Annotated in this window: 30 protein-coding genes and 1 pseudogene; 8 read left to right on the plus strand and 23 right to left on the minus strand. The window is 70.3% G+C overall.

From position 1 onward, the window contains the following. Positions 1-71 precede the first annotated feature (71 nt). From ACWDA7_RS26560 to ACWDA7_RS26640, 17 genes and pseudogenes are all read right to left on the minus strand, one after another. Positions 72-203 carry a hypothetical protein gene (locus ACWDA7_RS26560; RefSeq protein ID WP_450606890.1) on the minus strand — a complete coding sequence of 44 codons (132 nt, stop codon included), beginning with the start codon at positions 201-203 and terminating at the stop codon, positions 72-74. After that, on the minus strand, positions 203-1,432 hold the full coding sequence (locus tag ACWDA7_RS26565; protein ID WP_450606892.1) for a CaiB/BaiF CoA transferase family protein: 1,230 nt from the start codon (positions 1,430-1,432) through the stop codon (positions 203-205). The genes ACWDA7_RS26560 and ACWDA7_RS26565 overlap by 1 nt, the downstream gene beginning before the upstream one ends. A 5-nt stretch (positions 1,433-1,437) precedes the next feature. Further along, positions 1,438-2,661 (minus strand): acyl-CoA dehydrogenase family protein, encoded by a 1,224-nt coding sequence (locus ACWDA7_RS26570; protein ID WP_450606894.1) that lies wholly within the window; start codon positions 2,659-2,661, stop codon positions 1,438-1,440. 1 nt (position 2,662) lies between these two features. Next, positions 2,663-3,613 carry a 3-hydroxyacyl-CoA dehydrogenase NAD-binding domain-containing protein gene (locus ACWDA7_RS26575; RefSeq protein ID WP_450606896.1) on the minus strand — a complete coding sequence of 317 codons (951 nt, stop codon included), beginning with the start codon at positions 3,611-3,613 and terminating at the stop codon, positions 2,663-2,665. After that, positions 3,610-3,822 (minus strand): annotated as a pseudogene (locus ACWDA7_RS26580) (acetoacetate decarboxylase family protein); the annotation flags it as partial. The pseudogene ACWDA7_RS26580 and the gene ACWDA7_RS26575, both read right to left, overlap by 4 nt. A 103-nt stretch (positions 3,823-3,925) precedes the next feature. Further along, positions 3,926-4,693, minus strand: a complete 768-nt coding sequence (locus tag ACWDA7_RS26585; RefSeq protein WP_450606898.1) for a crotonase/enoyl-CoA hydratase family protein — start codon at positions 4,691-4,693, stop codon at positions 3,926-3,928. Positions 4,694-4,730: 37 nt separating this feature from the next. Beyond that, on the minus strand, positions 4,731-5,888 hold the full coding sequence (locus ACWDA7_RS26590) for a CaiB/BaiF CoA transferase family protein (RefSeq protein ID WP_450606900.1): 1,158 nt from the start codon (positions 5,886-5,888) through the stop codon (positions 4,731-4,733). A gap of 154 nt (positions 5,889-6,042) precedes the next feature. Further along, positions 6,043-6,399 carry a hypothetical protein gene (locus ACWDA7_RS26595; RefSeq protein ID WP_450606978.1) on the minus strand — a complete coding sequence of 119 codons (357 nt, stop codon included), beginning with the start codon at positions 6,397-6,399 and terminating at the stop codon, positions 6,043-6,045. Then, entirely contained in the window at positions 6,360-6,944 is a 585-nt protein-coding gene (locus tag ACWDA7_RS26600; protein ID WP_450606980.1) for a LysR family transcriptional regulator, read from the minus strand. Before ACWDA7_RS26600 ends, ACWDA7_RS26595 begins: the two co-directional genes overlap by 40 nt. Before the next feature lie 195 nt (positions 6,945-7,139). Then, the gene (locus ACWDA7_RS26605) at positions 7,140-7,367 is read right to left on the minus strand and encodes a hypothetical protein (RefSeq protein WP_450606902.1); all 228 of its coding nucleotides are present in this window, start codon (positions 7,365-7,367) and stop codon (positions 7,140-7,142) included. Positions 7,368-7,373: 6 nt separating this feature from the next. Further along, entirely contained in the window at positions 7,374-8,048 is a 675-nt protein-coding gene (locus ACWDA7_RS26610; protein ID WP_450606904.1) for an enoyl-CoA hydratase-related protein, read from the minus strand. A 278-nt stretch (positions 8,049-8,326) separates the two neighbouring features. After that, the gene (locus ACWDA7_RS26615) at positions 8,327-9,496 is read right to left on the minus strand and encodes a hypothetical protein (RefSeq protein WP_450606906.1); all 1,170 of its coding nucleotides are present in this window, start codon (positions 9,494-9,496) and stop codon (positions 8,327-8,329) included. A 108-nt stretch (positions 9,497-9,604) separates the two neighbouring features. After that, a complete protein-coding gene (locus tag ACWDA7_RS26620) occupies positions 9,605-9,844 on the minus strand; it encodes a hypothetical protein (protein ID WP_450606908.1) in 240 nt (79 codons plus the stop codon). Next, on the minus strand, positions 9,835-11,301 hold the full coding sequence (locus ACWDA7_RS26625) for a glycosyltransferase 87 family protein (protein ID WP_450606910.1): 1,467 nt from the start codon (positions 11,299-11,301) through the stop codon (positions 9,835-9,837). The genes ACWDA7_RS26620 and ACWDA7_RS26625 overlap by 10 nt, the downstream gene beginning before the upstream one ends. 50 nt (positions 11,302-11,351) lie before the next feature. After that, positions 11,352-12,158, minus strand: coding sequence for a class I SAM-dependent methyltransferase (locus ACWDA7_RS26630; protein ID WP_450606912.1), 807 nt, complete (start codon positions 12,156-12,158; stop codon positions 11,352-11,354). Next, on the minus strand, positions 12,155-12,811 hold the full coding sequence (locus tag ACWDA7_RS26635; RefSeq protein WP_450606914.1) for a TIGR04282 family arsenosugar biosynthesis glycosyltransferase: 657 nt from the start codon (positions 12,809-12,811) through the stop codon (positions 12,155-12,157). The genes ACWDA7_RS26630 and ACWDA7_RS26635 overlap by 4 nt, the downstream gene beginning before the upstream one ends. Next, positions 12,808-13,536 carry a glycosyltransferase family 2 protein gene (locus ACWDA7_RS26640; protein ID WP_450606916.1) on the minus strand — a complete coding sequence of 243 codons (729 nt, stop codon included), beginning with the start codon at positions 13,534-13,536 and terminating at the stop codon, positions 12,808-12,810. Before ACWDA7_RS26640 ends, ACWDA7_RS26635 begins: the two co-directional genes overlap by 4 nt. Before the next feature lie 113 nt (positions 13,537-13,649). Here ACWDA7_RS26640 and ACWDA7_RS26645 point away from each other — a divergent pair, with 113 nt between their 5' ends. Both ACWDA7_RS26645 and ACWDA7_RS26650 read left to right on the plus strand, forming a co-directional pair. Next, the gene (locus ACWDA7_RS26645) at positions 13,650-14,372 is read left to right on the plus strand and encodes a response regulator transcription factor (protein ID WP_450606918.1); all 723 of its coding nucleotides are present in this window, start codon (positions 13,650-13,652) and stop codon (positions 14,370-14,372) included. Further along, positions 14,362-15,474 carry a sensor histidine kinase gene (locus tag ACWDA7_RS26650; RefSeq protein ID WP_450606920.1) on the plus strand — a complete coding sequence of 371 codons (1,113 nt, stop codon included), beginning with the start codon at positions 14,362-14,364 and terminating at the stop codon, positions 15,472-15,474. Before ACWDA7_RS26645 ends, ACWDA7_RS26650 begins: the two co-directional genes overlap by 11 nt. A 434-nt stretch (positions 15,475-15,908) precedes the next feature. On the opposite strand, the gene ACWDA7_RS26655 is transcribed toward ACWDA7_RS26650, so the two are convergent. From ACWDA7_RS26655 to ACWDA7_RS26675, 5 genes are all read right to left on the minus strand, one after another. Beyond that, complete coding sequence (locus ACWDA7_RS26655; protein ID WP_450606922.1) at positions 15,909-16,313, minus strand: hypothetical protein; 405 nt, start codon at positions 16,311-16,313, stop codon at positions 15,909-15,911. Between the two features lie 2 nt (positions 16,314-16,315). After that, complete coding sequence (locus ACWDA7_RS26660; RefSeq protein WP_450606924.1) at positions 16,316-17,452, minus strand: molybdopterin-dependent oxidoreductase; 1,137 nt, start codon at positions 17,450-17,452, stop codon at positions 16,316-16,318. 185 nt (positions 17,453-17,637) lie between these two features. After that, on the minus strand, positions 17,638-17,946 hold the full coding sequence (locus ACWDA7_RS26665) for a hypothetical protein (RefSeq protein ID WP_450606926.1): 309 nt from the start codon (positions 17,944-17,946) through the stop codon (positions 17,638-17,640). A 220-nt stretch (positions 17,947-18,166) separates the two neighbouring features. Further along, positions 18,167-19,192 (minus strand): Ppx/GppA phosphatase family protein, encoded by a 1,026-nt coding sequence (locus tag ACWDA7_RS26670; protein WP_450606928.1) that lies wholly within the window; start codon positions 19,190-19,192, stop codon positions 18,167-18,169. An 88-nt stretch (positions 19,193-19,280) separates the two neighbouring features. Beyond that, positions 19,281-19,436 (minus strand): DUF6131 family protein, encoded by a 156-nt coding sequence (locus ACWDA7_RS26675; protein ID WP_359406876.1) that lies wholly within the window; start codon positions 19,434-19,436, stop codon positions 19,281-19,283. Between the two features lie 542 nt (positions 19,437-19,978). Here ACWDA7_RS26675 and ACWDA7_RS26680 point away from each other — a divergent pair. Next, the gene (locus ACWDA7_RS26680; RefSeq protein ID WP_450606930.1) at positions 19,979-20,542 is read left to right on the plus strand and encodes a cysteine hydrolase family protein; all 564 of its coding nucleotides are present in this window, start codon (positions 19,979-19,981) and stop codon (positions 20,540-20,542) included. A gap of 36 nt (positions 20,543-20,578) precedes the next feature. Here ACWDA7_RS26680 and ACWDA7_RS26685 read toward each other — a convergent pair whose 3' ends face one another. Further along, positions 20,579-21,610 carry an SDR family NAD(P)-dependent oxidoreductase gene (locus ACWDA7_RS26685; RefSeq protein ID WP_450606932.1) on the minus strand — a complete coding sequence of 344 codons (1,032 nt, stop codon included), beginning with the start codon at positions 21,608-21,610 and terminating at the stop codon, positions 20,579-20,581. 210 nt (positions 21,611-21,820) lie between these two features. On the opposite strand from ACWDA7_RS26685, the gene ACWDA7_RS26690 reads away from it, so the two are divergent. The 5 genes from ACWDA7_RS26690 to ACWDA7_RS26710 all read left to right on the plus strand — a co-directional run bounded on the left by ACWDA7_RS26690 (position 21,821) and on the right by ACWDA7_RS26710 (position 26,664). Next, positions 21,821-22,522: a HemK2/MTQ2 family protein methyltransferase gene (locus ACWDA7_RS26690; RefSeq protein ID WP_450606934.1), complete on the plus strand. Its 702-nt coding sequence runs from the start codon at positions 21,821-21,823 to the stop codon at positions 22,520-22,522. Then, positions 22,506-22,745, plus strand: coding sequence for a CDGSH iron-sulfur domain-containing protein (locus ACWDA7_RS26695; RefSeq protein WP_450606936.1), 240 nt, complete (start codon positions 22,506-22,508; stop codon positions 22,743-22,745). The genes ACWDA7_RS26690 and ACWDA7_RS26695 overlap by 17 nt, the downstream gene beginning before the upstream one ends. Next, positions 22,742-23,767, plus strand: a complete 1,026-nt coding sequence (locus ACWDA7_RS26700; protein WP_450606938.1) for an iron-containing redox enzyme family protein — start codon at positions 22,742-22,744, stop codon at positions 23,765-23,767. The genes ACWDA7_RS26695 and ACWDA7_RS26700 overlap by 4 nt, the downstream gene beginning before the upstream one ends. Before the next feature lie 67 nt (positions 23,768-23,834). Then, positions 23,835-25,112 (plus strand): preATP grasp domain-containing protein, encoded by a 1,278-nt coding sequence (locus tag ACWDA7_RS26705; RefSeq protein ID WP_450606940.1) that lies wholly within the window; start codon positions 23,835-23,837, stop codon positions 25,110-25,112. A 157-nt stretch (positions 25,113-25,269) separates the two neighbouring features. Continuing rightward, the gene (locus ACWDA7_RS26710) at positions 25,270-26,664 is read left to right on the plus strand and encodes a PP2C family protein-serine/threonine phosphatase (RefSeq protein WP_450606942.1); all 1,395 of its coding nucleotides are present in this window, start codon (positions 25,270-25,272) and stop codon (positions 26,662-26,664) included. Positions 26,665-26,672: the final 8 nt, after the last annotated feature.

Consider the following 26,672-nt stretch of genomic DNA (forward strand, 5'->3'; position numbering starts at 1 on the left):
CCAAATTACCCCCCACAACAGCCAAAACCCCTTCTTTAATCTTGTTAGTGGAGTACAGCGGGGTGCTCTACCTAACGGCGGGCCCCCACACGCGGGCGGCCCCCGGCCTTGGCATCCGACCCGTCGTAGCGGCGGGCGGTGAGCTGTGCGCCGCCCCGGCGCTCGTGGAGCGCCCCGCCCAGCGTTTCGGACGCCGGGCTCATCACGCCGCCTTCGCTTCCGTCGTCCCCGGGATCGCTCCCCGGGAACGCAGCCGGGCGATCTCGGCGGGGCCGAATCCCAGCTCGGCAAGGATCTCGTCGGTGTGCTCGCCCAGGTCAGGCGCCCGCTTCGCCGGGACCTTCGGCACCCCCCGCAGGTTGACCGGGCTGCTGACGGTCTCCTCCAGCCCGCTGACCCCCTCCAGGGGTACGACGATGTCGTTCGCGCGCAGTTGCGGGTCCTGCGCCGCCTTCTCCGGTGTCTGGATGAGGCTGTAGGTGATGCGTTCCCGGTCCAGGGCGTCCTTCCAGTGGGCGAAGGGCCGTGAGCGGAACTCGGCGTCGAGCAGCTCGCTCACCGTGTCGGCGTGCTTGACCAGGCCCTCGATGTCGGCGAAGCGGGGATCCTCGAGCAGTTCGGGGTGTCCGATGGCCCGGGTCAGTCCCGGCCAGTGCACGGAGGAGGTGGCCAGCATGAACCACTGGCCGTCCGCCGTCCGGTAGGGGTTGGTCAGCGCGTTCACGGGCGCGTTCCGGTCGTGCAGTTCGAAGGACGTGCCGCCGGCGAGCGCGCCGGCCACGAGCGTTCCGGTGGCCCAGACGCCCGTCGCGAGCAGCGACGTCCCGACACTGGCCCCTTGCCCCGTCTGCTCACGGCGGTACAGGGCGGTCACGATCGCGGCGTAGATCGCGATCGCCGACGTGTAGTCGCCGCTGCCCCAGACCGGCACGGTCGGCGGGGCTCCCGCGTCCCGGGTGGAGGCCAGCAGCCCGCTGCGCGACCAGTAGGCGGTCAGGTCGAAGCCCGGCTGCCCGGCGTCGGGTCCGGCATCCCCGAAGCCCGTGATGTCGGCGTGGATGACCCTCGGGTTCCAGCTCGAGACCTGCTCGTAGTCGAGGTGCAGCTTCTCGCGCGTGCCGTGCGGGAAGTTGGTGATCACCACGTCGGCCCACTCGACGAGGCGCTTGAGGATCCTGGGGGCCCCCGGGGACTTCAGGTCGATCACCATGCCGCGCTTGTTGCGGTTGGCGAGGTGCCAGCCGTAGTTGGCCTGTGCCCGGGGGCTGGGCGGGACGAAGCTGAGCCGTCGCTGGGGATCGCCCTGCCCGGGTGGCTCGATCTTGATGACGTCCGCTCCGAAGTCGGAGAGCACGGTGGCCGCGGCCGGTCCCGCGATGTAGGTCGACGCGTCGAGGACCTTCAGGCCGGTGAAAACGGATTCGGTGGTCATTGCGTTCACCCCACGAAGGCGCTGTGGCCGGTGATGGACTTGCCGACGATGAGTGTCTGCATCTGGTGTGTGCCCTCGTAGGAGTAGAGGGCTTCGGCGTCGGAGAAGAACCGGGCGACGTCGTAGTCGAGGAGGATGCCGTTGCCGCCGAAGAGTTCGCGGCACCAGCCGACGACCTCGCGCATACGGGCCGCGACGTACTCCTTGGCCAGCGCGGAGTGTTCATCGCGGAAAATGCCCTGGTCCTGCAGCCGGGCGAGTTGTATCAGCATGCCCCAGGAGGCGGTGATGTTGCCGAGGCTCTTGACGAGGAGGTCCTGTACCAGCTGGAACTTGGCGATGGGGCGGCCGAAGGCGATGCGTTCCTTGGCGTAGTCGAGCGCGAGTTCGTAGGCGCCGATCATGACGCCCAGGGCCTGCCAGGCGACCCCGCTGCGGGTCTGGCGCAGGACCTCGGCGACGTCGCGAAAGCCCTTGATGTTCTGCAGCCGGTTCGCCTCCGGCACGTGCACGTCGGTCAGGGTGATCTCGGCGTTCTGCACGATCCGCAGTGCGATCTTGCCTTCGATCTTCTCGGGTTTGAAGCCGGGGGTGCCCTTTTCGACGACGAAGGCCTTCACCTTGTTGTCGTCGACGTCCCGGGCGAAGACCACGACGTAGTCGGCGAAGGTGGCGTTGCCTATCCACTTCTTGGCGCCGTTGATGATCCAGGTGTCGCCCTCGCGCCTGGCGGTGGTGCGCATGCCGCCGGAGACGTCGGAGCCGCCGAGCGGTTCGGTCAGGGCGAAGGCGCCGATCTTCTCCATCGTGGCCATGGCGGGCAGGAACCTGTCGCGCTGCTCCTGGTCGCCGCCGTAGTAGATGGAGTAGAAACCGAGCCCGTTGTGGACGCCGAAGAACGTGGCGACCGACGCGTCGACGCGGCCCAGCTCCGTGGCGAGCATGCCGCCGAGCAGGTGGCTGGTGGCCGCCTTGTGCTCGCCGTATCCCTCGTAGGCCAGGGCGGCCAGCCCGCTGCCGCGGAACTTCTCGATCAGTTCGACAGGGAACTCGGCCTTGCCCCAGTACTCGTTGACCAGCGGCTTGACCTCCTTGCGCAGGAAGGTGCGGGCCTTGAGGAGAATGTCGCGCTCGTCGTCCGAAAGCAGCGTCTGGTAGCGGTAGAAGTCGGCGGTCAGCAGGTCGTCCAGCGGCGCGACGGGGGTGGGGACGGGGGTGGTGACGGTCATCTCAGTGCTCCTTGTTGTGCTGGTTGCGGCGGATGTCTTCCAGGGCGGACAGGACGGCGAGTTGCCCGCGGTCTCGGGCTTCGGCGAGGTCGGCGTAGGGAGTTGAGGTGTATGCCTTCTCCACCGCTTGGACTACTCGCTCCTGGTCCTCGGGGTCCTGCGAGGGCTCGCCGAGGGACAGCTGCTGCAGGGACGAGCCGATGTGCTCGGTGATGTGGCGGTAGCCGCCGGGGCCTCCGCCCAGGTGCGCGCCCAGGAACGGACCGACCGTCGCCCAGCGGATGCCGAGCGAGTGGGTCACGACGGTGTCCAGGTCCTCGGGGGTCACCACGCCCTGCTGGACGAGGTAGACGGCCTGGCGGCTGAGCGCGTTCTGGAGGCGGTTGCCCACGAACCCGGGGATCTCCTGGCGTTCGACGACGGGCGTGCGGCCGACGGCGGTGTAGAAGTCGACGGCCGCCTGCACGGATTCCTCGGTGGTGCTTACGCCGGGTACGACCTCGACGAGCGGCAGAAGGTGGGGCGGGTTGAAGGGGTGTCCGATGAGGATGCGGCCCGCGTCTTCGAGCTCCGTGGTGAAGGCGGTCGCCGGGATCGCCGACGACGAGCTCAGCAGCAGCGCGTGCCCGGGTGCCTCCCGGACCAGCTGGGCGAACAGCTCCTTCTTGAACTCGACGCGCTCGGGGCCGTTCTCCTGGACGACGTCCGCGTCCCGGACTGCTTCGGTGATGTCGGCCGCGAGGTGTACGCGGTCGGTGAGGCCGTCGGTGTCCAGGCCCTGCGCGGCCAGGTGCGGGCCGAACGCGGCGAGCGCCTCGGCGACCGCCTCCGGCAGATCGGGACGGGGATCGCTGACATGGACGGTCAGGCCGTGTGCGGCGAACAGCGCCGTCCAGGACAGTCCGATGGTGCCCGCCCCGATCACGGCGGCGGTACGGATGGGGTGCGTCACTGCGCGTCTCCCTTCAGGTGGTCGAAGACCGGCTCTACGGGGGCGAGGGTCAGGTCGGTGAGGAGGTGCCCGGCGGAGACGACCTCCAGTACGGGCAGGTCGGCCGGCGGGGCAAGGACGTGGGCGAAGAGCCGGAGCCGTGTGGAGCCGGTGCAGGCCTCCTTGACGACCACGTCGGTGATCTCGGTGCGCACCAGCTCCTGGACGCGCATGTCGGGGTACTCGCGGTCGGTGAAGCGAGGGACTGTCGGCGCATGCGTCGGGCTGGTCAGCAGGGTGGTCATGTGCCGCCGCACGTCTTCGATCCGCATGTCACCGCCCCGTCCACTGCGGGGCACGGCGCTCGGCGAAGGCGGTCATGCCCTCGCGGACGTCGGCCGAGGCCATCAGCTTGGCCATCACCGTGCGCTGCGCCGCGAAGGCGTCGGCCTCGGGCGCGCCGTCCGCAGCCCGTACGACCGCCTTCACGGCGGCCAGCGCGAGCGGGGCGTTCGCCGCGAGCTGCTCGGCGAGCAGGAGGGATGCCTCCACTGCCTGACCGGCGGGCACGACCCGGTTGGCCAGGCCCAGTTCGCCGGCCCGGCGGCCGCTCACCGGCTCGCCGGTCAGCAGGAACTCCATCGCGAGGTGGTACGGGATGCGCCGGGGCAGTCGGATCACTCCGCCACCGGCGGCGATCAGTCCCCGCTTGACCTCCGGCAGACCGAAGTGCGCGTCCTCCGCGGCCACGATCAGGTCGCAGGCCAGGGCCAGTTCGAAACCGCCCCCCACGGCCCAGCCCTCGACGGCGGCGATCAGCGGCTTCGTCCGCTCTGCCTCGGTGACGCCGCCGAATCCGCGTCCTGGGATGTTCGGGGACTCGCCGCGCAGGGCGGCCTTGAGGTCCATCCCGGCGCTGAAGGTACCGCCGGCACCGGTCAGTACGCCGGCTCGGAGGCTCTGGTCGGTCTCCAGCTCGTCCAGTGCCTCGGCCAGGAGTGCGGCGACCGCGGCGTTCACGGAGTTGCGTGCTTGTGGGCGATCGATCGTGATCAGCAGGGTGGTGCCCGCTCGGCGGGTGCGCACGTCGGTGGTGCTCATGGCTCGCTTCTCTCGAAGAGGTACAGGGGACTGGGGTTCAGCGGTCGGACAGTTCGGCGAGGACCTCGGCGGTGTCCTGGCCCGGTACCGGAGCAAGACGGCGGATCGAACCGGGCGTCGCGGAGAACCGCACCGGTATCCCGATCGCGCGGATCGGTCCCTCGGTCGGGTGGACTACCGTCTCCAGCAGGTGGCCGTCGCGGACGTACGGGTCCTCGTGGGCGTGCTCCAGCTCCAGCACGGGAGCCATCGGGATGCTGTGCTTGGCGCACACCTCCGCCCACTCCTCCGTGGTCAGCGTCGGCGCGCACTCGTCGACCAGCCCGGCCAGGGCGTCGAGGTCGGCCATGTCGATGACCTGCCCGTTGACCCGGGGGTCCGCGGCGAGGTCCGGTCGCCCGGCGGCGACGAAGAAGTCGCGGAAGTTCTGCGGGGTGTAGGGGACGAGGCAGGCGAGACCGTCCTTGGTGCGCCGCGCCCGGTGCTCCTTCGACATCGACCTGGGGTGGCCCGTGGGACCCGTCACCGGCTCGAACTCGTGCCCTGCCAGGTGCTCGACCAGGTTGAACGCGAGCAGCGTGTCGGTCATCGGGACCTCGATGTGCTGGCCCTGCCCGGTGCAGCGGCGGTGCAGCAGGGCGGCGAGCACGCTGTAGACGATGGTCAGTGCGGAGACCTTGTCCCCGATGATCGTCGGCAGGTAGACCGGCGTGCCCAGCGCGCGGTGGGTGATGTCGACCAGCCCGGAGGCGGCCTGCACGGTCTCGTCGTAGGCGGCGTTTCCGGCCTGGTCGGACTCGCTGCGGAAGCCCTGGCCGTGGGCGTAGACCAGGCCCGGGTTGCGCGCGGCGACGTCCGCGTAGGTCAGGCCCAGCCGATGCAGCGCCGCCGATCGCATGTTGGTGATCAGCACGTCCGCCGTGTCGATCAGCTTCAGGGCCTGCTCATGCTGCGCCGGGTCCTTGAGATCGAGGGCAACACTGCGCTTGTTGCGGTTGACGTTCAAGCTCAGCGCGGTCATGCCCGGCGTGACGTGGTACCGGCCCACCCGGACGGTGTCGGAGGGCGACTCGATCTTGATCACGTCGGCGCCGAGATCACCCAGGATCTGGGCCGCGTAGGGACCCATCACCACGGTGGACAGGTCGATCACCCGAATTCCGTCGAGCGGTCCGGCGACGAAGGATTCCGCCATTGTCCCATTCCCTTAGCATCGCGTCTTTTTGCCTCTGATACGCAACGCTAAATGAGGAGGCACGGGAGACGGAATTATCAAAATGGGAACGGCGGCTTGACCGCAGCGGTCACACCGCTGATCAAAGCATCTCCCAGCTGCGCTTTTCGGGGATTCACTCCACGGTCAAAAGCTCGTCGAAAATCTCGCGCGCGGCAGCGACAAGGTTCTTGAGGTCACTGTCTGCACGGTCGCGACGCCATACCAGGGCGGTTTCCAGCCGGGGGTGGAAGTCCGTGAACGGCAGTACCGTCACGTTCTCCAGCTGATATCCGTGGATCGGATTTTCCGGGGCAAGAATGGAAATGCAGAACGCCATGCCACCGGAAATCACTTCGGCCACCCCGTTGTAACCGGTGTCGGTGAGTTCCAGGCGATTGCGGACACCGGCCTCCGCGAGCGCGTGATCGAGGACGTCGAAATACGCGAGCCTCACCTCTTTGGGCGGGGCGACGAACGCAAGGTCCGCCAGATCGGCGAGGGCGACGGAATCCCGCCCGCGAACCGGTCGGCCGGCACCGCCGCACCCATGCGCTCCGACATCACGCCCACCTGCTCCAGAGCCGGATCGCTGAACGGCAGCCGGGCGAGCGCGAGCGCAAGTCTGCCGTCGCGGACGCCGGCCACCAGGGCATGAGAGTTGCCGGGCCAGCGCTGGAGCTCGAACTGCTCCCGTACGTCTTCGGTGAGTGTGCCGACCCGCGACCGAAGTTCGGGGTGCAGTCCCGGGGGTATGCCGATGAGCACGGTGCCGCGCTGCACTCGGGTCGCCTCACGCAGTCGCCACGGGATGGAGCTGAACTCGTCGAGAACATCGCGCGCGATCGGAAGGAGCGCCGAACCGGCCGGGGTGAGCGTGACGCGGCGCGTGTCGCGGTCGAACAGCTGCTGTCCGAGTTCTCGCTCCAGGTCCCTGATGCGCTGGCTCAAAGGGGACGTCGCCATGTGGAGCCGTCGGGCTGCAGCCGAGAAGTTCAGCTCCTCGGCGACCGCGACGAAGTAGCGCAGGTGCAGCATTTCCACGTCTTCAACGGTAATCCCGCAGCGCCGGCGGGGCTGGGCCGCTCACGACGGTGACCGGCGGCCGTGGCCTGGCTCTGGACCGGTCGGTGCGGCTGGACGCGGCCGACCTCGACGCGGAGATCGGCGGCGCCGGTCGGCTGGAGCCGGAGTCGTCCGGGACGATCGAGCGGTTCGGCCAGCTCTTCGCCGTCACCGCTCGTGCTCGCCCCATGGGGCTACGTCCGGGCCGCCGTACCGGCGCTGCGTGCCGTCGGCGGCGATGCGAACGTCGCCAGGGTGTCGGCGTACGGGCGGCGCGGGGCCCCGGACGCCCGGGGCCGCAACGCCACGACGGCCGCCGTGATCAACCTCGTCCGTGCCGTCGCCCTCGACTACGACGTAGAACATCCGGTTGTCTGCGCGGCCGATCGTCCGCATGGCATGTCAGCCAAGCGGATCGGGCTTGTCACGCAGGGTGGCCAGGACCGAGGCGTACATACGTGCCTTGATGGTGCCGAGGGTGTCACCCGCCTTGCCGACCTGCGCCTCGGCGACCTTGACGGCCGTGGAACGCACGGCGTCCTCGTCCACCGCCCAGTCGACGATGTCGACCTCCTCGGCTTCCGACCCACCGTAGCGGCGGCCGGTGACCATGGCCTCGTGCGCGGTCTGCGGCGCCAGCCGGGAGCGGATCAGGGCGGACATGCCGGGCGTGAACGGGATGTTGATGTCGGCCTCGGGCAGACACCAGAAGCCGCGGTCGGCGCGCATGACACGGAAGTCGTGCGCGAGGGAGAACATCGCTCCGGCGGCGAAGGTGTGCCCCTGCAGGGCGGCCACGGTGATCACCGGCAGGGACAGCACGCGGGCGAAGAGGGCATGGACGGAGCTGCGGTAGCTCTCCTGCTGGTCGGCGTGGGCGCCCAGCCACTCCAGGTCCAGGCCGTTGGAGTAGAACTTCCCCGTCGCGGCGGTCACCAGGGCACGCGGCCCTTCTGCCTTCTCCACCTCGCTCAGGGCGGCGTCGACGGCAGCGATCCAGTCCGGGTGGAAACGGTTCTCACCGTCGCCGAGATCGAGGACGAACACATTGTTGTCGTGGCGGTCAAGGGTAGGCATGTGCACTCCTGGGGTTGTGCCGACCTCGGGTCCGGGTCGGACCTCGCTGATTCAAGCCTGTCTGCCTCCGGCGCGGAATGGAATTACCGATTTGCCCAAATTGGCGTGACCGCAGCAGTCACACCCGAATCCGTCGATCAACGCGCACGTGCGGTGGTCCAGTGGTCGCGCACGCTCGACGCCTGCCAACAGGCGGCCGCCTTCGCCCGGCAGTACGCGCAGGGCCGGGGCCGCGGGTCAGGGGCCAGCGGTCCGCCCCACCAGCCGCGCTACCGAGGTCACTCCGGCGCATTGGGCCCGGTGCGTTCCAGCAGCCGGTCCGAGGCCAGTTCCTTCGCCGACGGCAGCAGGGCGAGGACGGTCTCACGCACAACCCCGGCGGCCGGGTCGTCGAGCAGTGGTCGCAACCGCTCCGCACTCGCGACATCCAGTGTGCGCAACCCGGCCACCGCCCGGGCCCGCACCGCCGGGGCAGGGTGCGCCAGCAGCGGCCACAGCAGGTGGGCATCCGCGCGGCTTCCGCACTCGGCCAGCCCGATGACCGCACCGGCCGGCAGTTCGGGATCGTCGGATGCCGCACACCGCAGCCGGTACCAGGCGGCGGGATCGCCCCCATGCTGTCGCACGACGTACCGGGCGCAGGCGCGCACCAGTGCGGACGGGTCGCTCAGAAACGCCTCGGTCGGCTCAGGCCGCCCCGCTCGCCGCAGCGCGGTGACGCCGGCCGAACGGGTACGCGGGTTGCGCGCGGTCAGCAGCGGTGTGAGCACCTCGTCGTCGGCGTCTCCCTCCGGTACGGACGCGAGCGCCGCCGTGGCGCACAGGTCCTGAACGACGCTGTCGTCATCCCGCGCTGCCGCGCGGGCCAGTTGGGCGGGCCGTAGGAGCTGGTGCTCGATGGCCAGCCGGTAGGCGAACCGTCGCACCATGCGGTCGCGTTCGGAGAAGAGGGCGGCGACTCGCCCACGAGGGTGCCGACCGAGGATTTCCTCAAGGAGATCGACGCAGAAGGCACCTTTGTCGCGGCGACCCACGCGAAGGATCAACGACGCCAGGTCGACAGCGGCGTCGGGTTCGGCGTCCAGTGCCTCCCGCAGTACTTCGCGGGCACGTTCGCGCACAGGTTCGACCCAGTCCGCGCAGCGGATCACGATCAGCGGCAGCAGGCTGGGGTAGTGCGCCACCCCGTGCAGCGCCCTCTGGCGGATGCGCCCGTCACGGTGGCAGAGCGCGAGCGCGAGCCGCGACTCGCCCAGCTGCCACAGATCGGCGGGCAGCGGCGCGGCGCGCTCCGGCATCAAGTCCGAGCGGAAGCAGGTCACTTCCCGGACACCCCCGTCCAACGCGAGCCATTCGGCGGGGTCGGTGACGACCAGCGCACTCCGCAGTGGCGCGCCGCCCGCGAGCCGCGCAGCCATCGCTGTCCCGCCTTTGACGTTCTCGTGCATGCCCCTCCCCGTTCCGCCCAGTCGTAGCAGGCGATCGTAGGGTGCGCACAGGTCGCGCGAGATTTTGCGCTGGCCGCTCAGGGGCGCCGAACACCGCTCCCGTGATGATCAGCCATGGTGAAACGGTGCACCCACTTGGCGTTGTTCACCCCTGGGGTTGGCCGAGTCGATGACGCGCGCCGAATGGACGTGATCGATCGAGAGGTCCGCGTTACTGAGCCTCAGGGCGAGCAGCGCCCGGTGGTCGTGGATGTGGTTGCCCCCCAGCACCACCGAGCTGGAGGGGCCGGGCGGCGCGTCATGCGGCCGAATCTGATGGCAGGCGTCCGCGATCTGGGTCAGGTACACGGCAGGTACCTGACCCGGCGCCGGTCCAGAAGGTTCCGTGCCGGGGCGGCGCGCAGACAGGCCCCGAGCGCGACACAGACCGCGGCCGTGCCGTACGCCCACGCCTGGAGGGGGAAGCCGGGCAGCAGCGGGCCACCGAGGTAGAGGACGGTGCCGGCGAGGGTGACAGTCAGCCATTCCCAGCGGCCGTCGAGCGCGACCAGGCCGACGACGAGCAGTGAGTACCAAGGGTAGTTGGGCGAGACCAGCAGCAGAGCGGTGCCGGTCAGCAACAGGGCGCCGCGCCAGGGGCGGGCCGGGTCGCCGCGCCACCACACATACAGGGCCGTCAGTGCGAGCAGCACGCTGACGGTCACCCCCGCGGCGGCGTCCGGGAGAAGCAGCCGCAGCAGGGCGAAGCGGTGCACGTCTCCGGGTTCGTAGCCCTCCTCCTGGAGGTAGCCCGGCAGGTAGCCCAGGACGCCCGCGCCGGAGGCGATGACGTAGGGCAGGTAGGCGAGCGCGACTGCCGCGAGCGCGGCCGACACCACGCGCACCACGCGCGACGGGCTGCGCTCACCGGACAGAGCGCCCGGCACCGCCAGAACGGGCAGCAGCTTCACGGCGATCGCGGCGCCGAGGAGTGCGCCGCGGCGGACCCCCGCGGTGGCGGTGCCGAGGGCGAGCACGGTCAGCAGGGCTCCGAGGGTGTCGATGTGCGCGTTGTTGACCGCTTCGAAGGGGATGGCCGGACACCACCCCCACAGGGCGGCGCGGGCCGGGGCCCGGCATGGGTCGCCGCGTCGGCGCAGAACGGCGAGGAGGGCGAGGGTGGTGCCGAACGCCAGGACGACACCGCCTACTTGGAGAGACTTGTGGCGGCTGTCCGGTGGTGAGAGGACGTGGACGCCGAAGAACCAGCCCTCGGCGACGGGCGGGTAGATGGTCGGGACGGTGGGACGGTTGATGCGAACGCACAGGCCGCTGTCCGTACGGGTCAGTCCCCAGGCCCGGCAGGAACCCTCGGTGGGGAACAGCCAGTCGTCGCGCAGCTTGGCGATTGCGGGCGCGGCGGGCGGATGGGCGTACGGGGAGATCCCGGCGGCCTGGACGCGGCCGTCCCAGGCGTAGCGGTACATGTCGTTGCTGGTGCGGGGCGGCGCCGCGAGCGCGGCCATCGCCACGGCGGCAGTCCCGACCAGGACCAGTACGGTCGCCGCTCGCGCAGGGGCCTTGCGTACGGCCCATACCGAGGCGGCGAACAACGTCCAGGCGATGGCGTATCCGGCCAGCACGCGGCCGGCGTTGCTCTGGTTGTCGCCTGCGCGAACGGTGTCGAAGACGACGGCGGTGAGCGCGGCGATGAGGATCGTGGTGGCGATGATGTGGATGCGGGCCGTTGTGCGGTTCACGGGTACTGCGGGCTGACGGGACTTCGGCTGGGGGGACTGATGGTGTGGGGCGGTGGTGTCGCTCATGGGTGGTCGGGCCTTCCGTCGGCCGTGGGGTGCTTGTCGCGATGTCCGGGCTACGGGCGGTGCAGTTCCACGAACGGGCGGCCCGCGGCCGTCCATCGGGCCACCTGGATCCACCCCGCGGCGTCGGCGGCAGTCAGCAGGGCGTTGGTGCCGACGCGGGCCCAGGGGAAGGGGCCGCCGTACCGGCCGTGGTCGTCCTCGACCCGGACGGTGAGACGCTCGTCCACGTCGTGCGGCGCGGTCTCTGCCAGCAGACGCCCGCCGGGCGCGACCACGGTGCGAAGGCGGGTGAGGAGGGCGCCCGGGTCGCCGCCGATGCCGACGTTGCCGTCCATCAACAGGACGGTGCTCCAGCGGCCTTCCCCCGGCAGGCGGTCGAAGACGGACCGGCGCACGGCGGCACCCCCGCCCCGCCGCGTCCGGGCCACCGCGGCCGGGCTGACGTCCACGCCGAGCGCCCGCACGCCTTGGGCGGCAAGGGCGGTCACCAGGCGTCCCGGTCCGCAGCCGACGTCGAGAACGGGGCCGGTGCAACGGTGCAGGACATCCGTGTCGGCGGCGTCGGGCCCAGCGCACCAGCGCTCGACTTCCAGCGGCAGCAACTCCCCCTCTTCGCCGGCGCCGTCCGGACGGGCGGGTGCCGACAGGCGGCGCAAGAAGAGCGGGCCGCGGCCGGTGCGCAGGGCGTCGGCATAGGGGTCGTCCGTCCACGGCTCACCCGGCTCCGCTGAACCTGGCCGATCGGCCGTTTGCGTACGCCTGTTGAGCTGGACGGGCCACAGCACAACGGGTTGCGGACGCCGTCGGGCCGCAGTCCGCGTCGTCCGCTCGGTGACGGCAGGGTCCGGGCCGCTCACCGACCGCTCTCCGCAAGCGAGTTCAGCGTGTCGGCGAAGCGCGAGCCGGGCGGGCAGCAGGCAGCGACCGCGACGGCGTCGGCGGCTGTGTCCACATCGCACAGCACCGGCAGATCGCCGACTCGCAGCCCCGCCTGGACGAGTCGGCTCCTCTGCGTCGCCCCGGTGCGGTCGGTGGACATCGGCACGCCCCGTACGAGGGCCGCGGCGCGCCCCGGGTCGGCGAAACCCAGTGCCCAGAACCCACCGTCCGCGGCCGGACCGAACCAGGCGTCGTGGCCGTCGCGTCCGGCAACCGCGAGAAGATCCGCGGTCAGTTGGGGTGTGTCCATGCCGACCAGGAGGGCCGGTCCTCGATCGCAGTGGGCGAAGGCGGCCGCGATCCGTTCATCCAGGCCGCCGGCCTCCTGGGGCACGATGTCGAAGCCGGGCGGCAGCCAGGGACCGGGGGCACCGTCGAGGACGAGGACACGCCGTCGGGCGGGGGCCTGAAGCACGGTGTGCAGAGTGTCGGCGAGGGCTGCCTCCGCGAGAGCGGCCGCCTCCTCGGGCGTATAGGACGGAGTGAGCCGCGTCTTGACCCGCCCCGGGACCGGTTCCTTGGCGATGACCAGCAGAGTGGCCGGCCCAGTGGCCGGGTGCCGGGCGCTCATCGTCCGGTTCCCCGGGTGGTCACCGCGGACACCGGGGCGGCGGCGGGCCGTTCGTCGAGGACGGCCCGCATGTCCCGTACCGCGTGCCAGGTTCCGCGCCAGGTGCCGGTGACCTTCGAGCGGCCCGTGCGCGGCCGGTAGGGCACATCTGTCTCCGCCACCCGCCAGCCGGCGTAGGCGGCGCGGACCACCATCTGCAGCGGGTAGCCGGAGCGCCGGTCGGTCAGGTCCAGGGCGAGCAGAGGCCCACGGCGGGCGGCACGCATGGGGCCGAGGTCGTGCAGCCGCAGTCCGGTGCGCCGCCGGATCAGGCGGGCCAGCTCCAGGTTGGCCACACGGCCGTGCAGCGGCCAGGCGCGGCGCGTGACGGGCCTGCGGCGGCCCAGCACCAGGTCGGCGGAGCCGTCGAGGACGGGCCCCGCGACGGTGGGCAGCAGCCCGGGGTCGAGGGAGGCGTCGCAGTCGCAGAAGCAGACGACGTCGGCCGTGGCGGCCGTCAGGCCCGCGTGGCAGGCGGCGCCGAAGCCGCGGCGCGGCTCCTGGACCACATGCGCCCCGAAGGACCGGGCGATCTCCGCGGAGCCGTCGGTGGAGCCGTTGTCGACGACGATCGCGCGCCAGCCCGGCGGGATGCGGTCCAGCACCCACGGCAGGGCCTCGGCCTCGTCGAGGCAGGGAAGCACCACGTCCACGGAAGCGGGCGAAGAGGGGGATGTCTCGATCACCCCACTCACCCTACGAGAACGAAACGGACAAAAGGGATTTGGTGATCTTACGGATCGCTGACGTCCGCAGCCGCGCCCGCCGACTGTTGTGAGCCGGTGCGAGACTCGGTGGCGTGAAACGCGTACTCGTCGTGGACGACGACCCCACCGTCTCCGAGGTCGTCGCCGGCTATCTGGGCCGGTCGGGCTTCGCCGTCGACGTGGCTGCCGACGGACCCGCCGCCGTTGCCCGCGCCGCCGCCCAGCCACCCGACCTGGTGGTGCTGGACCTGATGCTGCCCGGCATGGACGGGCTTGAGGTCTGTCGCCGCATCCGCGGGAACAGCCCGATCCCGGTGATCATGCTGACGGCACGCGGCGACGAGGAGGACCGCATTCTCGGCTTGGAGGTCGGGGCGGACGACTACGTCACCAAACCCTTCAGTCCCCGTGAACTCGTCCTCAGGGTGGAGTCGGTGCTGCGCCGTACGGGAGCACTGGCCGCCGCACAGACCGCCCCGCCCGGATCCTGGCTGCGCGCCGGCCCTCTCGCCCTGGACCCCAACGCCCGCCGCGTCACCCGCCACGGCGCCGAACTCTCCCTGACCATCCGGGAGTTCGACCTGCTGGAGCACTTTCTGCGAAACCCCGGACGGGCGACGAGCCGCGAGGAGCTGATGCGCCGGGTGTGGGGCTGGGAGTTCGGCGACTTGTCGACCGTCACCGTCCACGTGCGGCGCCTGCGGGAGAAGATCGAGGACGACCCGGCACACCCCCGTCTGATCAGCACCGTGTGGGGCGTGGGATACCGCTTCGACCCTCCCCTGGCAGGCGACGGAGCCGACGATGCTGCATGACACCCTCCTGATCGCGGCCTACGCGGCCATCGGCGCCGCGGGTGCGGGCCTGCTCGGCACGGGCGTCCTGCGGCTGCTGCGCAACCGCTCGGTCACGTTGTCCCTGGCAGTGGTGGCCGCCGTCACCGTCGCTGCGATGCTCGCCGGAACCATGCTGGTGTCATGGGCCATGCTCCTGTCCGACCACGACCTGTGGGTCGTGACGATGGTGTGCTCCATCGCGGCGGTCGTCTCCCTCGGGGTGGCGTTCACGCTCGGCCGCGGCGTCGTCCGCGGCAGCCGAGCCCTGGCCGAGGCCACCCGTGCCCTGGGCGACGACGGCAGTTTCGTCCCGCCCGCCGCCGCACCCACCGCCGAACTCGCCGAACTGGGCCGCGAACTCGCCGCCACCAGCGCGAAGCTCGCCGCATCCCGGGAGAGGGAGAGGGCCCTGGAGGACTCCCGGCGCGAACTGGTCGCCTGGATCTCCCACGACCTGCGCACCCCGCTCGCCGGACTGCAGGCCATGACCGAGGCCCTGGAGGACGGCATGGTCGACGACCCGAGCGTCTACCACGCCCGCATCCGCGCCGAGGTCGGGCGTATGAGCGGTATGGTCGGCGACCTCTTCGAGCTGTCCCGCATCCAGGCCGGAGTCCTCGCCCTGAACACCACCCGCATGTCGGTCTACGACCTCGTCGGCGACGCGCTCGCGGGCGCCGACGCGCTGGCCAAGGAGCACGGCGTACGGATCATCGGCGACGGGGTCGAACCCGTCCCGGTGGAGGTCGACGGCCGCGAGATGTCCCGCGTCCTGGCCAACCTGCTCGTCAACGCGATCCACCGCACGCCCACCGACGGCACGGTCGCGATCTCCGCCCACCGGGAGGCGAACAGCGTCGTCGTGTCGGTCACCGACGGCTGCGGCGGCATCCCCCCGGAGGACCTGCCCCGCGTCTTCGACACCGGCTGGCGCGGCACCGACGCACGAACCCCACCGGCCGGAGCGGGTCTGGGCCTGGCGATCGTGCGCGGAATCGTAGAGGCCCACCAGGGGCGCGCGGCGGTGAGCAACGTCCCCGGCGGCTGCCGCTTCGAGGTCCGCTTGCCCGCCGCTGTCTGAGAAGCCCACCGACAGCAGGACCGGCCCTGTGCGAGAAACAGGGCCGGTCCTTCCGCTTTCGTCGCGGTCGGCGGCCGGTTGACGGAAGACGTCAGCCGGGTCGCAGCGGGCCGTCGCGAACTCCGTCATTCCCTCGACGAAGAACGACCTGCGGCCTCCAGCCCGGTTCGTCGCACAGTCTGCGCGGGGATGCGGTGATGTGGCGGACATCGCCGAGCCGGTACTCCCCCGTGACGATCATCCCAGGGCCCGTACACCTTGTGAGCGTGCCCACCCGCCCGCCGACGGCTAGCGCCCATGCGGAGGCGAGGTGTTCCTACGCGAGTTTGGTGGCGGCGTGGACGTTGCGGGGCGTCCTCGGCCACCAGGCGGGGGGGCGAACGACTCGTAGGACACCCGCAAGACGAGCCGAGGAGCCGGAGGGTGGACGGGGCCTACAACGGTGGCGTCCGGCGGCTGCGGCGGATGGCCCGTACGACCGGCAGGAGCGCCGTGATGGTCGCCACCGCCGCCAGCGTGAGCAGCCAGTTGCGCGGGTAGTCCAGCGGCAGAACCGAGGAGTTGGCCGGCTTCCCCGGGCGCAGCAGCACTGGCAGTGCGACCGCTGTCAGGGCGCCCGCGACCAGCAATGCCCCGCGCACCGGCCCACGCACACCGCCGCGGACCAGCACCCATCCGATGAGCAGCACCAGCGGTGCGATCAGCGCGTCGTGCAGCACCACCGCCCCGCCGAGCCAGACCAGGACACCCATCAGGCCGGGCACGTGCAGCAGCAGGGAGGCGCCGACGCCCATCAGCGTCAGACCGACCACACCCGTCAGCAGTCTCGTCACGCTCATCCTCATGACAGCACCTCCAGTCGGCCAACCCACTTGGTCTGCAGCACGCCGGGCCGGTTCGGGGCGATCAGCCGCACCGGGTAGCCGTGGTCCGGGGTGAGCTCCTCGTCGTTGAGGCGCAGGGCGAGCAGAGTCAGCGGGTCATGGGCGTGCTCGTGTCCCATCTCGGAGACGCGGTATCCGCCTCGTGTCTGCAGGGACACCACGCGTACGCGGGCGTGCGGCCGGGCGCCGGCGAGCTCCAGAAGGTCCATGACGCGCACGCCCGTCCAGTGCGCCGACTTGCTCCACCCCTCCACGCAGGCGATCGGCAACTCCACCTCGCGCTGCGGCAGGCCCCGCAATTCGTCCAGGGTCAGCGTGAAGGGCCGCGGTCCTGCGACCGTCAGGCGGTAGCGCTCGGCCGGAATCAGCCCGACTCCGGCCGCGGCGGCGGTCCGGTTGACCGGCAGGCCCTGCGGACCGTGGTCGGGATGACGGGGCGCGAGCAGGTCGAGGTCCTTCAGAGGAGTGAAGGACTGGCCGACCGTGGTCACGGTCACCGCGCCGACCGCCGCTGCGACCCCGGCAAGCAGCGAGCGCCGGTCGGGCCCGTCCTCTTCGGGCAGGGCCAGGGTGCCCGGCGAGCGCCGGCTCCAATGGGCCCGGATCTCGGGGGCCTTGACCGCGATGTGCAGCACGAGCGCTCCGGCCGCCAGCCAGGCCACGGCGTAGTGCACCGGCACGAAGGAGAACGGCCAGGGATACCACTGCGCGGTGTTCAGCAGGCCGGTGGCCACTTCGAAGACCGCCGCAGCCACCAGCACGGCCACCGACAGCCGCTCCAGGGCATGACGCAGCGACTGCACCGGCGGCCAGGCGAACAGCCGCGGGTACACCGTCCACAACTTCGCCAGCAGCAGCGGAATCGCCGCGATACCCGATGCGACATGGAGCCCCTGCGTGAGCCGGTAACCCCACACCGGGCGGCTCGGCGGATCACCGGCCGGCCAACCGGGCGGATGCTGCAGCACATGGCTGATCAGACCGGTGACGAAGCACACCGCGAAGGCGAGGCCGAGCCACCGCCCGATCGAGGTCGCCGTGCGGGCGTCGTGCAACCTGCCCCTGAACACCGGCGGAAACAAGCGGGATCTCATGCCTCCCATCACAGCCGCCGCAAGGCGGCCGCGGAACGTCCGAGCCCCTTACGGAACAGGGACATCCACGTCGTGGGGCGACCTGCTGTGGCACTGGACCGCACCTTGATCCGGAACCAGCGCCACCTCCGCCACGCGCTCCACGAGTTCGAGAACCGAGACAGGACCACCAGGCCATGTCGCGATCAGGGGCGCGGGCCTTTCACGGCTTCGAGCGGGACGCCATGCCTGCTCAGATAGGCCCGTATGCGCCTGTCCCAGAAGTAGCCGCTGAGAAACACTGCGAGGCCCACGGCGAGGCCACCGGTGAAGATGACGATCTGTCCGTTGCCGTTGAGGAAGGTCCAGATGGTCACCGCGGCACCCAGGACGGCCAGCAGGACCCCCCAGATCATCCGTACCCGCGCTTGACTGGAGTCGGATCGGATCTCGACTTGTAGTGCCGGTGTCATCGGGTGCGGGCCGTGCGAGCCCTCATTTACCCACCGTTTCATGTGTCCCCCTCTCAGTGATGACGGGGGGACAGTACACCGGGCCGTGTGGCGGAACTCCTCGCACGTACGATCCGTCACTCAATCTTCGGTGAGGAGCACTCCATCTTCGCCGTCAGGTCAGCCGACAGGGCCCGACCCGGGGGTGTGGGGGGTGAGGTCGGGCACCCGGACCGCCCGGAAGAGACCGCCTGCCTTCGTGTCGCGCGGGAGCCGCCCGGGTTCAGGGTGCAGGCGACGGCGCGGCCGCGCGCAGTGGGAGAGGCCTGACCGTGGCTGCGCCGAGGCGGCTGACGCCGTCGAGCCGCTCGATGTCGGTCCACCAGTCGGCCCCGTCCTCCAAGTAGCGCAGGAGGATGCCCTCGCGCAGGGCCCAGGGGCAGATCGCGAGGGTCTTCACCCTGCTCAGTTTCATCGCTGTATGGGCGACGATGGCCCCTGCCAGGCTCTGCCGGGCCCGGGGTGCGGAGATGCCGGGCAGTCGGGACCGCTCGGACGCGGACAGAGTCGCCAGCCGCTCGATCGCGAGGCGCAGGTCTCTTCGGTGCAGGACTCGTTCGGCGAACGGGCCGTGACGCCCCGGCAGGGCGCCGCACAACCGCGCCAGCTGCTGGAACATCCGCGATGTGGCGACGACGGTGTGGGGCTGCTCCCAGCGGATCCTGGTGGTGGCGTCGCGCAGCTGGTGACGGACCGCGCGGCGCAGGGCATGCACCTCATCCGGCGAAGGGGCGTCCGCGCAGGCGAAGAACTCGTTGGTCAGACGGTTGGCGCCGAGCGGCAGGGAGGCCACGAATTCCGGCATCCGGCCACGGCCGAAGGCCACTTCCAAGGAGCCGCCGCCGATGTCGAAGAGGGCCAGCGGGCCTGAGCGCCAGCCCATCCAGCGCCGGACACTCAAGAAGGTGAGCTCGGCCTCCACCTCGCCCGGCACCACGCACAGCGCAAGCCCGGTCTGGGTGCGCACCGCCCGCAGGATGTCCGCCCGGTCGGGTGCGTTGCGCACCACGGCCGTGGCGAACGCCAACGGTTCCGGCGCGCCCCAGCGCCGGGCCGTCTCGACTGCCCCGTTCAGCGCCGTCACGAGCTGCGCTGTGGCTGATTCCCCGAAGCGGCCGTCAGTTCCGACCGCTTCGGACAAGCGGAGCCTCCATTTCGCGGTGTGCACCGGCAGCGGCACACCGTCTTTCACGTCGGTCACCACCAGCCGGACGGTTTTTGATCCCGCGTCCACCACGCTCAGTCTCATGGGCGCGCGCCTACCCCACATGGCCACAGGCAATGCACACACCGGCACCATGCGGTCACCGTCAGCCGATCGGGCCGACTCGCACCATCTACCAGTAATGCCGACGCCCGCCCACTGCGTGCCCGACGGCGCCCAGAACCCAGAGCACGAGGCCGATGACCACCAAGATGCAACCGATGGTCCAAAGGATCGAGAGTCCCGTGAGGAGACCGATGATCAGCAAAATGATCCCGAGAATAATCACGCTGTCCTCCGTTTTACCCTTCCAGAAGGTGATCGACTCGGCCGTCGAGACCCCGTTCCCGGGGTCTTTGAATTCGCATACACCGCGTACCCCGTACACCCGGATTACACCGCAGTTACTCCGACAGGATGACCGGAACGCGAGACCGTCCAGGCGCGCGAGCGCGGCACCGGCGCCTCGCTGGACCGACGTGGTGCCCAACGAGGACGCCACGGTCACAGGACCCTGCTCCGTCCCTGAGACCAAAGGCGCCCGGCCCGGGAGCCGACGTCGACGGCAGGAGGTGGTTCCAGGGAATCCGTCCCGGGTACTCGAGTCGTCTCGACGAGCAGGGCGTTGACCGGAGCTTTCGTCCCCGGCCGGCATACGGCTGGACGCTGACGTACAGAACAGGGATCCAGGATCGTGGAGCCTGCGTCGGCCGGCGCATCCGTGACTGCGCCGACTCCGTGCTCCGACCCCCTGGGTCTGAGCCTTGTGACCGGGTCCGGTGTCCTGTCCCGGTTGCGCGACTGACGGCACAAGCGATGGACGGGGTGCACATGCCCGGAGAGCAGAGGGGCCGCGCGCTCATCGTGATCGACATGATCAACACGTACGATCACGAGGACGCCGAACTGCTCGTGCCCTCCGCCGAGCGTGTCGTCCCCGTGCTGGCGGACCTGATCGGCCGGGCTCGCGAGGCCGATGCACCGGTGATCTACGCGAACGACAACTTCGGGCGGTGGCGCTCCCACCACGGAGAACTCGTGGAGACCGCGCTGGCCCGCCCGCACGCCGACCTGATCGAGCCGATCAAGCCCGACGACGACTCCCTCTTCGTGGTGAAGGCGCGCCATTCCATCTTCTTCGAGACGCCCATGTCCTACCTCCTGTGGCAACTGGAGGTAGGACATGTGGTGCTGTGCGGACAGGTCACCGAACAGTGCATCCTCTACTCGGCCCTGGACGCCCATATCCGCCACCTGGAGGTCACGGTGCCGAAGGACGCCGCCGCCTCCATCCATCCCCACCTGGAGGCGGCGGCCCTGGAAATGATGGAGCGCAACATGGGCGCCCGGATCATCACGGCGCAGGAGGTCGACTTCACCCCGCCGACCGACTGACGCAGGCGGGTGACCGGTCACCGGTTGCGGATCGGGTCACGGGCCGCCGTGCGCGTGGTGCGGCAGCCGCTGGTTCAGCCGGCGGGCCGCGCGATCGTTGAGGGCGCTGCCCCAGGCACGCAGTCGTCGTGCCACCGGATGCCTCGCCCTTCCCGGACCCGGTTCGATGTCCCGGCCCTTGTGCGGACCTTGGGCCTCGCCCTGGTCCGGCGGGCAGGGCAGCGCCCTGGCTGCCAGCGTGCTGAGCCGGGTGGTCAGTGCGGGGGCCAGGCCATGGCCGAGGCCGGCGGCCTTCGCCATGGGGGTCAGCACTATCCGGGACCGGCGCCGCTGCACAGCTGTCACGATGCGGTCGGCGGCGCGGCGCGCGTCCATCGACACCAGAGGGCTGCCCGCGAGCGCCGAGAACCACGCGAACTCCGCGGCCTCGTCCCCGCCGAACTCCGCGGCCAGGTGCGAACCGGTCCGCATCAGCCCGGGATGGACTGCCGTCACGCTCACGTCGTCGCCGTGCAGTTCGGCGTACAGGCCCTCGGCGAGGGCGGCGACGGCGGACTTGGCGCAGGAGTACGGCAGCAGGTGCGGCACTGCGAGCAGACCGCCGACCGAGCCGATCAGCGCCAGCCGACCGCCGGAGGGGCTGCGCCGCAGCCAGGGCAGGGCTTCGAGCGAGGTGTGCAGGGCGCCCATGTAGATGGTGTCCATGGCCGACCGGAACTCGTCGGCATCGATCGACTCCAGCGGCGCCACGTGAATGATGCCAGCGTTCGCGATCACCACGTCGACCCCGCCGTGTACGTCGGACGCGTCGGCCATCAGCGAGGCGACCATCGCGCGGTCGGTCACGTCGCAGGGCACGCCGTGTACGCGCGCTCCGGGCCGCCCCCGAGTGAGAAGCTCCCGCGCGCGGTCGAGTTCCTGCTCGTCCCTTGCGGCGATCGTGACCGCGCACCCGCGGTTCAGCAGCTGCTCGGCGAGCAGCAGCCCGAGGCCGCGCGATCCGCCCGTGATCACCGCCGAAAGTCCTGCCAGGGAGTCCTTGTGCGACCGGGAGAGCAGCGATGTCATCAGGTTCACCTTCTGTGCCCTCGTGGTGTGGCGTCATCGATGGCGGGTACCGCGAATGGCAATGCTTCACACAGCGCAGCGGCTCCCCCAAGGGCGCCAGGGTCCTCAGATGCACGGATTGCGGATGACCTCGGCCGCGTCGCAGGGTGGAGATCTGAGCCCAGGCCGGCGGGTGTGGTACGACCGCGGGCCCGGAACGGAGGTGCCTCCATGGTGCTGACCGTCGTACCCCCATGGCTGCCCTCGCTCGCGACTCCGCCGGGGGTGTACACACCCCAAGCCGACACCTTCTTCCTGGCACGCGCCCTGCGCCGGGAGAGACTCATGCCGGGGATGGACGTCCTCGACCTGGGCACGGGCAGCGGAATGCTGGCCGTATTTGCGGCACAACTCGGTGTTCACGTGACGGCCACGGACATCGCCTGGCGTGCCGTGCTCACCGCCCGCCTGAACGCGCTGTGGGCCGGGCAGAGCCTGGATGTGCGCCTTGGAGACCTGCTGTCACCGGTACGAGGGCAGAAATTCGACTTGGTGGTCAGTAACCCGCCCTATGTCCCGACCCCGGACCCGCCCCGTCACACTCCGGGCGCCGGGGGCGCTCGGGTCAAGGCCGGCGAGGCCTGGAACGCCGGACACGACGGCCGCGCGGTCCTGGACCGCATCTGTGAGGAAGTGCCGCAGGCATTGCGTCGCGGTGGCGTCCTGCTGATGGTGCAGTCCGCACTCAGTGGAACCGATACGACCCTGCGAAGGCTGTCCGCCGCCGGGATGCGGGCCACCGTCAGCGACCGGATGGGCACACCGTTCGGGCCGGTCCTGCAATCACGACTTGCCTGGCTCCGCGGCCGTGATCTGGTCAGTCCGCATGAAGAGCTCGAGGAACTGGTGATCATTCGTGCCCAGCAAGTCTGATCGACCGTATCGCGTCGCGTTGACCGATGATGGCCCGCTGCTCGTGCCGGGCCCGGTGGAGGTCACTCTCGACGACGGCACGGTGGTGGCATCCTCTCGGTTCGCGGTGGCGATATGTATGTGCCGGCGCAGCAGCATCCTTCCGTGGTGCGATGCCAGTCATCGCCGCCGAACCGCCGGGCCGTGCCGGACACGCCACGAGGAGGAGGGCACAGCGTCATGACCGCTCCCTCGGCAACGTCGGCAGAGCCGGCGCTGCCACGCCCCCGGGGCGTCGTGTCGTCCGCCGTCATGGCGGCACTCCTGGACGGCACGGAACGGCTGCCGGCGTGCGACGACGTCGCTCGGACGAACCCGTACGGCGATGACGTACAGCTCGCTCTCTACAGTCTGTACGAGCTGCACTACCGCGGTTTCGAGGGTGTCGACCCTCGCCGCGAATGGGATGCCCGCCTGCTGGATCTGCGCTCCTGCCTTGAGGACCACTTCATCGCCGCGCTCCGCCGTGACGTGGGCTGGCACGGTGGTTCCGTGCGCGAGGCGCTGGACGACCTCCTGGTGGAGCCGGTCGAAGACGACGGGACCAGCATCAGCCACTACCTCCAACGCCATGGGGAACTCTGGCAGTTGCGCGAATACGCGGCCCTGCGGTCTCTGTACCACTTGAAGGAGGCCGATCCTCACGCATGGGTCATTCCGAGGCTGCGAGGCAGGGCCAAGGCCGGCATGGTGGCCGTGGAGTACGACGAGTTCGGGGCCGGCCGTGCCGAGGACATTCACGCGGCGCTGTTCGCGGATCTCATGGCCGACCTGGGCCTCGACAACACATACGGCCACTACCTGGATGCCGCACCCCCGGAGGCCCTGGCCGCGGTGAACCTGATGTCGCTCTTCGGGCTGCACCGGGTCTGGCGTGGTGCCCTGGTCGGGCACTTCGCCTCGGTCGAGGTGACCTCCTCACCTGCTTCGCGACGCTTGGCTCTGGCGATGCGGCGTACCGGTGCCGGCCCGGCCGCCGAGCGCTTCTACGCCGAACACGTGGAGGCCGACGCTGTACACGAGCAGGTCGTACGCCGTGAAGTCGTCGCCGGACTGCTGGCCGACGAACCTGGTCTCGAGCCGGATGTCGTCTTCGGGATAGACGCCACCGGGGAGCTGGACCGGCGTCTGGCGACGAGTCTGCTCGCAGCATGGCGCCGAGGCGCAAGCGCACTCAGGACCCCTCTGACGGCGCCGGCGCAGTGATGACCGCAGGTGTGCGAGGCCGCCTCGTGCAAGATCCGCAACGGCCCGAAGCGGGCGTGAGGCACCGGTGATCCTGGAGCACCGGGACTGCCCGTCCTTGGTCATCTTCGCGAACTTCGCCTCCGAGGTTGCCGTGGACCTCCGGGAAGCGGAAGTGGTGCGGGAATGGTCGGCACGAGCGAGTCGGGAACTGTGGCTCGCCCGGCCCGGCGACATTCTGGTCACGCCGGTTCCCCTGACGGATTCCTTCACGCACTACGTCGGTTCTCTTCTGGGCGTGCCGCACGGATCCGTGCACGTGCTCACTGTCCCTGTCACTCCGGGAACGTCCATGGCGGACGAGGTGCGCAAGGCGGGGGTACTGCCCCTGCTGCGTGATCTCGTGCCGCGCCGTCCGGGCATCGGACTGCTCCCCCTCGCTTTGGACGCCTCGACCGCGAGCCTCGCCTCCGACCTCGGCATTCCGGTCGTTCCCTACGCCCCGGGCATGGACCTGACGGCGTCAGGTGCCGTCGGGAGCGCCGCAGTTCTCAACACCAAGACGGGCTTTCGCTCCCATGCCGAACACCTCGGGATGCACCTGCCCCGCGCAAGGGTCTGCACGGGAACGGAGTTGCAGCGAACGGTCTGTGACCTGCTCGACTCCCATCCCCGACTGGTCGTCAAGCCGGACCGTTCGGCCGGCGGCAAGGGGTTGCGTTTCGTCTCCCGGGGGGATCCGGCCACGACACAGGTACCTGAGGGGAGCGGCCTGTGGGTCGTCGAGGAATACGTGGGCCCTGGCATCTCCGTGAGCGCGCAGTTCACGGTCGAGGAGCAAGGCCCCCGTATGCTGTTCGCCGGCACCATGCGCGTGCGGCAGGGAGCCTTCACCGGCTATGTGTCACCGCCACCCGGTGTCGGGCACGCCGTACTGAAGGAACTGGAGGCGTGGGGACTCTGCCTGGGACAGCACCTCCGGGCGAGCGGGTACTTCGGGCCGTTTGATGTGGACGCCGTCCTGGCACACGACGGAACGCTCTACGCGACCGAATGCAATGTCCGCCGTACCGCGACCACTACTCCTTATGCCATGGTCTCGCGTCTCGAGGGCCAGGACTCGGGTCGCTTCGCCGGGGCGTGGCTCATCGACCATCGGCACTGCTCCACGGATCACGCCGACTTCGAGAAGGTTCTCGAAATTCTGAGATCGACTCGTCTGGCCTACGACCCGGACCAAGGAGAAGGCATCGTTCTGTACTCCGACATGCCGGGCGGTGGGACACCCTTGTGCTATGCCGCGATCGCGCCGGAGCACGAGCGCCTCTTCGCCCTGGAAGCCAACCTGGCCGATGTATTGAGCTGAGAGGAACCGCGGACGGGGCACCGCGGCCCCAACCGGTACCGGGCAGCACCCCTCCGTGCCCTGCCCACGCACCGGACGGCGAGGCCGGAGGAGCGGGCGTCAGGATGTGCCGCCATCGCAGGTTGCACCGGTGGGAGGCAAGCTGGGAGTGCGGCGCGTGCATGCGAACGGGGAGGCGGGCGGAGGCGGTCTCGTGGATGAGTTCGATGTGGACGCGGAACTGCAGCAGGCGCTGGACCGTCTGGCGCTGCTGGCGGAGGTCACCAAAGCCCTGGGGAGCACTCTGGACGCGGACGAGGGACTGCGGCGGGTGTGCAGGATCGTGGTTCCGCAGCTGGCGGACTGGTGCGCCATGGATCTGTTGGAGGGCGGCGAACAGTTGCGGCGCGTGTGTGTGACCCACCGCGACCCCGCGCTGCTGCACGGGTTGCTGGAGAGCTGCCTTCCGCTACCCGACGAAGCCACCGGTCCGCTGGCCCGGGTACTGCGGGGGGCCGGACCGCTGCTCCTTCGCCACGCCGAGCTGCCCGTCGAACAGAACGGCTCCACGTGGGGGTGGGACCTTCTGAAGGAGCTGGACGCGGACTCCGCAGTCATCGCACCCTTGCGGGCCCGCCGACGTGTGATGGGAGCGATCACCCTTGCGCGGACCACGCGCGAGCGGCCCTTCGGCGAAGAAGACCTCGGGCTGGCCGAGGAGCTGTCGCACCGCATCGCTCTGCAGGCCGACAACGCCCGTCTGTATCAGGCAGTGCAGGCCACGGCCGAACACCTTCAGCGCGCTCTGCTTCCCGAGCTGCCGCGCGTCGACGGCCTGGAGTTGGCGGCGCGCTACAGCCCCGCTCGCGCCGAGGCAGCCGAAGTCGGCGGGGACTGGTACGACAGCTTCGTCCTGCCGACCGGCGACACCACCCTGATCATCGGCGATGTCACCGGACATGACATGCGTGCCGCGGTCGCCATGGGTCAGTTGCGCAACATGCTCCGCGGCATCGCCTGCGACCGTCAGGAACCGCCCGATGCCATCCTGCGCCGCCTCGACATCGCCCAGCAGGTGGTGGGCCGGACGACCGCCACCTGCTTCTACAGCGTCATCCACGGCGCCAGAGGCGGTCCCTGGGAGCTCGCCTACTCCAGCGCGGGACACCTGCCTCCCCTGCTGGTCACCCGCGAGGGCGACACAGGCTACCTGGAAGGTGGGGCCGGTCTGATGATCGGCGTCGACCCCGATCATTTCCGCACTATGGCCACCGAGCCCCTACCGGCCCGCTCCACGCTCCTGCTCTACACCGACGGCCTGATCGAACGCCGTGACGAAAGCCTTGAGAGCGGCCTGACCCGACTGCGCCAGCACGCCGCGGCCCTGGCCCGCGAGCCTCTCCCGGCCATGTGCGACGAACTTCTGGCCGGTCTCCTGGCCGACCCATACCCGGACGATGTCGCTCTCTTGGCCCTGCGCCTGCCTCCCGCCGGAACCCCCGGATCCGAAGGCGCTGCACGGTTGTCGCAGGAGCCGACCGGTTCCGAGGCCGTCACCGTGCCCGTGGACTAGTGCCAACG

It is taken from the genome of Streptomyces sp. NPDC001156 (assembly GCF_053598275.1).